Here is a 4217-nt window from a genome sequence, read left to right as displayed (position 1 = left end):
TGAAGGACTCCGGCACGATCTCCCAGTCCATGGCGGTACGCGGCAGGTCGCGGCGGACCACCCGGCGCACCGGCTTGCCGTCGTCGTCGCGGTCGCGGCCTTGCAGAACTGGAGGAAGCTGCGGTAGCCGAGCTTCTTCTCGCTGAAGTCCGGCCGGGCGCGCCGGAGCTGATCCTTCAGGCCGGACAGCGCCACCGCGCCACCGTCCGCGGCCAGGTCCACCACCACGGCCCGGAGCAGCCCGAACGCGACCTCCCGGTCGCCCTGTTCGGGAAGTGACACCTCCGGGTCGCCCTTGGCAGGCCCGGCGGCCAGCTCCACCACGTTGTGCGCCGCGAGGTGGCGCAGCAGCTCCCCGAAGGTACGGAAGCCGTAGTCGGACTCGCTGAACGTGGGGTCCTTGCGGAGCAGCGCGCGCTTGAGCGCGGAGGCGGTCACGTCACCGCTGGAGCTGCCCTGCATGCCGGCGACCGTCTGCACGAGCTGCACGGCGAGCGTGTCGACGTCCCGCGCCGACTCGTCCTCGGCCGCCGTCTCGACCACGGGCTCGGGCGCCGGCTCCGCCGGTGAGGGCCGGGCCGGGCGCGACCGGCGGGCGGCCGGGGGCGGTACGTCGACGCCTTCGAGGCGGTCGTAGTAGAGGAACTCGTCGCAGGCCGGCGGCAGCAGCGCGGAGGTGGACTTCTCCACCCCCACGCCGATCACCCGCTTGTTGAGTTCGCGCAGCTTGTGCACGAGCGGGGTGAAGTCGCTGTCTCCGGTGCAGATCACGAACGTGGAGATGTAGCCGCGCTCGAACGCCAGCTCGACCGCGTCCACCGCCATCTTGATGTCGGCCGCGTTCTTGCGCGAGGCGCCCATCCGCTGCGGTATCTCGATCAGCTCGACATGTGAGCGGGTGAGCATCCGCCGGTCCTCGTCGAAGTACGACCAGTCCGCGTACGCCCGGCGCACCACCACGCGTCCCCGCTCGGCGAGCGCGTCGGCGATCGGCCGGAAGTCGAACGGCCGGCCGCCGTGATGGTCCCGTACGCCCAGGGCCAGGTTCTCGTAGTCGAGGAACAGCGCAATCCGGTCTTCGTGATCCACACTGGCAGCCTAGCCCGGCCGGAGCGCCGGACCGGTCAGCGCCGCTCGTCGCGGTAGACGGTCTCGCGGCGGGCCACGCGCTGGATCGCGTAGCTGGTCACCAGCAGCAACAGCGCGAGCACCACCTCGACGCCGGCGACGGTGCCGGTGGCGACGGTGAGACCGAGCAGCAGCAGGATCAGACCGACGACGGCGAGCAGGCCCGCCAGCAGCAGCCGGTTGCGCCGTCGCGCCGACCGCTGCGTGTCGTCTGCGCTCACGCTGGCCCGCCTTCCTCCGGTTCCGTCTCCGATCCTAGGCGCCGGCCGTCGCCGGGGTGGCGGATCGCGGCGCCATAAACGGCCCGGGGCCGGACGCATATGCGTCCGGCCCCGGGTCTCGGCGGCGGTCAGTGGATCGGAACCGGCACCGGACGCTTGTCGTCGCCCGTGTCGCCGTCGAGCAGGTGCGAGGGCTCCCGGCGGCGGGGCAGGAACGCCGCGGGGATGAAGGTCAGCAGCACCAGACCGAAGGCGACCCAGAACGTGGTGGAGAAGGAGTCCGCCGCGAAGTCGAGCCCGCGCTCGATCAGCGACGGCGGCACCGGGAACTGCTGGATCAGCTCGGGCTGCTGTTGCGAGGCGATGGCGAGCTGGGCCTCGGTCAGCGGCGCGCCGGTGGCCGGGTCGGTGACGCCGGGGATCGGCCGCGAGCCGTTCAGCTCGCTGGTGAGGATGACCGACATGACCGCGGCGCCGACCGAACCGCCGATCTGCTGGAGGATGTTGACGAGCGTGGAACCGCGCGCCACCTCCGCCGAGCTGAGCGTCTTCAGCGCCGAGGTCATGATCGGCATCATCGTGCCGCCCATGCCGAGGCCCATCACGAACAGCGAGCCGCAGAGCAGCCAGTACGACGTGTCGGTGCCGAGCTGGGTGAAGGTGAAGAACCCGGCCGCGATGAGCACCAGCGCGAACGGCACCGTCCGGCCGACCGGCACGCGGTCGGCGAGCATGCCGGCGATCGGCATGGTCAGCATCGCGCCGATGCCCTGCGGCGCGATCAGCAGGCCCGCGGTGAGCGTCGACTCGCCGCGCACCTGGAGGAAGTAGCTCGGGAACAGCAGGCCCGCGCCCATGAACGCGATGATGAACACGAACATGGTCACGGTGGCGATGGTCAGGTTGCGGTTGCGGAACAGCCGCAGGTCCAGCAGCGGGTGCCGGGGCCGGAACGAGTAGAGCACGAAGGCGATCACGAGCGCGCCGCCGACGAGCATCGGCAGCCAGACCTTGGTGTCGGCGACGGTGCCGGTCTCGGGCAGCGTGGAGATGCCGTAGAGGAACAGCGCGAGACCCGGCGAGAGCATGAGCATGCCGAGGAAGTCGAACGACTCGGACGGCTCGGCGTTGTCCTTGGGCAGCGCCAGCTGGGCGTAGACCAGGGCGACCACGCCGATCGGCAGGTTGATCAGGAAGATCCAGTGCCAGCTCGCGACGTCGATCAGCCAGCCGCCGAGGATCGGGCCGGTGATCGGGCCGAGCAGCATCGGGATGCCGAGCACGGCCATCAGGCGGCCGATACGGTGCGGGCCGGCGGCCCGGGTCATGATCGTCATGCCGAGCGGCATGAGCATGCCGCCGCCGAGGCCCTGGATCACCCGCCAGGCGATCAGCTCGCCGATCGAGTCGGCCGTGGCGCACAGTCCGGAGCCGATGGTGAACAGCGCCAGCGCCACCATGTAGAGGCGTTTCGTGCCGAACCGGTCGGCGGCCCAGCCGCTGAGCGGGATCACCGTGGCGAGCGCAAGCGTGTAGCCGGTCATGGTCCACGCGACGCGGGCGTACGTGGCGTCGAACTCGCTCTGGAACGTCGGCAGCGCCACGCTGACGACTGTCACGTCGAGGATCGACATGATCGCACCGAGCACGACGACGCCGGCCACCTTGAGTACGGCGGCGTCGAGTTTCGTCGACGTCGCTACGGGTTGCTGGGTCACTGACGGTCTCCTGGATCCGGTCCGGCACTTGGGAGGCGGTGGCGGCGCCGCGCGCGCCGTCTGCGGAGCGCGGGCGGAACGCGCGGCGGGGCGGCGTCCGGGCGACAGCGTAGCCATGACCTGGGACGGGACGCGGCCGGTTTTGCCGACGGGAGAACCGCGGCGGCGCGGCAGAGGGCCCCGCCACGGGTTCGCAAGTGGTCCGGCGGCTCGCGGAAAGGGCTGGTACGCGCCGATTCGCCGGCCTTGCCGGGAGCGTGGCCGGCGGGCGCGACCGTGACGAAGGTCATGCCCCACACAGTCACCTAGCGGGCCCGCCGCTCAGCCCAGGCCGGCCATCAGGTCGACCTCGGCCGTACGCGAGCGGTCGATGCGCCGGGCGAGGTCGCGTACCCGCTCGCTCGTTCCGGCGGCGACCTGGGCGCGGGCCAGGTCGGCCGCGGTGCGCTGGTGCCGGCTGAGCACGTCGAGCAGCACCCGGTCGGCGTCGGCGGGCGCGGCGGCGCGCAGCCGGGCCAGTGCGGCGGCGGCGTCGCTGTGCCCGGAGTGGTCGTGCCGGGCGGCCGCCGCGGCGGCCGACGGGCCGGCCTCGCGCAGCCATCGGCGCATGGTGGCCAGTTCGTCGGTCTCGGTGGCCCGGACGGCGGCGATCAGCGTGCGGATCCGCGGGTCGGTGGCGCGGTCGAGGCCGAGCGCGACGATCTCCAGCGTCTGCTCGGTGTGCGCCACCATCATGGCCAGGAACAGCGCGTCGATCCCGCTGGTCGTGGCGTCCGCGCCGGACGGGACCGCGGCCGTGGCGGACGGGACCGGCGGGGAAGGATCGGCGGCGGGCGGCCCGCCGCACCCGGTCAGGGCCAGCACCACCCCGAGCAGCGCCGCGACCGGCCGGGCGGAGGCGGACGCGCGGCGGAGCCGGGGACCGGCCGGCTCCGCCGCGCGGGTACGCCGGCTCAGATCTGCTGCCACAGCGCCGGTACGTTCGGCGGCTCCCAGCCGGCGATCGCGGTGTGCGCCTGGCGGCAGCGGTAGCTGCGGCCGTCGTAGGTGACGGTGTCACCGACCTGGTACGACCGCCCGGCGGTCCACGTGCCGCCCGGCGCCGGGGTGCTGGTCCGGGTCGGCGTGGGCGCGGGCGTGGTGGGCGCCG

Annotated in this window: 5 protein-coding genes; all 5 read right to left on the bottom strand. The window is 72.8% G+C overall.

What is annotated here, in order from left to right; translation table 11 throughout:
- Nucleotides 1-1089, bottom strand: a 1089-nt coding sequence (locus F8279_RS29280) for a PIN domain-containing protein (protein ID WP_225853453.1), incomplete at its 3' end; no start/stop codon positions are given.
- 35 nt (nt 1090-1124) lie between these two features.
- Complete coding sequence (locus F8279_RS29275; protein WP_091427065.1) at nt 1125-1349, bottom strand: hypothetical protein; 225 nt, start codon at nt 1347-1349, stop codon at nt 1125-1127.
- A gap of 128 nt (nt 1350-1477) precedes the next feature.
- Complete coding sequence (locus tag F8279_RS29270) at nt 1478-3067, bottom strand: DHA2 family efflux MFS transporter permease subunit (RefSeq protein WP_091427066.1); 1590 nt, start codon at nt 3065-3067, stop codon at nt 1478-1480.
- A 321-nt stretch (nt 3068-3388) separates the two neighbouring features.
- Entirely contained in the window at nt 3389-4036 is a 648-nt protein-coding gene (locus tag F8279_RS29265; RefSeq protein ID WP_091427067.1) for a DUF305 domain-containing protein, read from the bottom strand.
- On the bottom strand, nt 4021-4217 hold a 197-nt coding region (locus tag F8279_RS29260; protein ID WP_368668848.1), incomplete at its 5' end, for a carbohydrate-binding protein. The genes F8279_RS29265 and F8279_RS29260, both read right to left, overlap by 16 nt.

This window comes from Micromonospora sp. AMSO1212t, assembly GCF_008868145.1.
Lineage (GTDB): Bacteria > Actinomycetota > Actinomycetes > Mycobacteriales > Micromonosporaceae > Micromonospora > Micromonospora tulbaghiae.
This window is presented reverse-complemented; position numbering and strand designations above follow the sequence as displayed.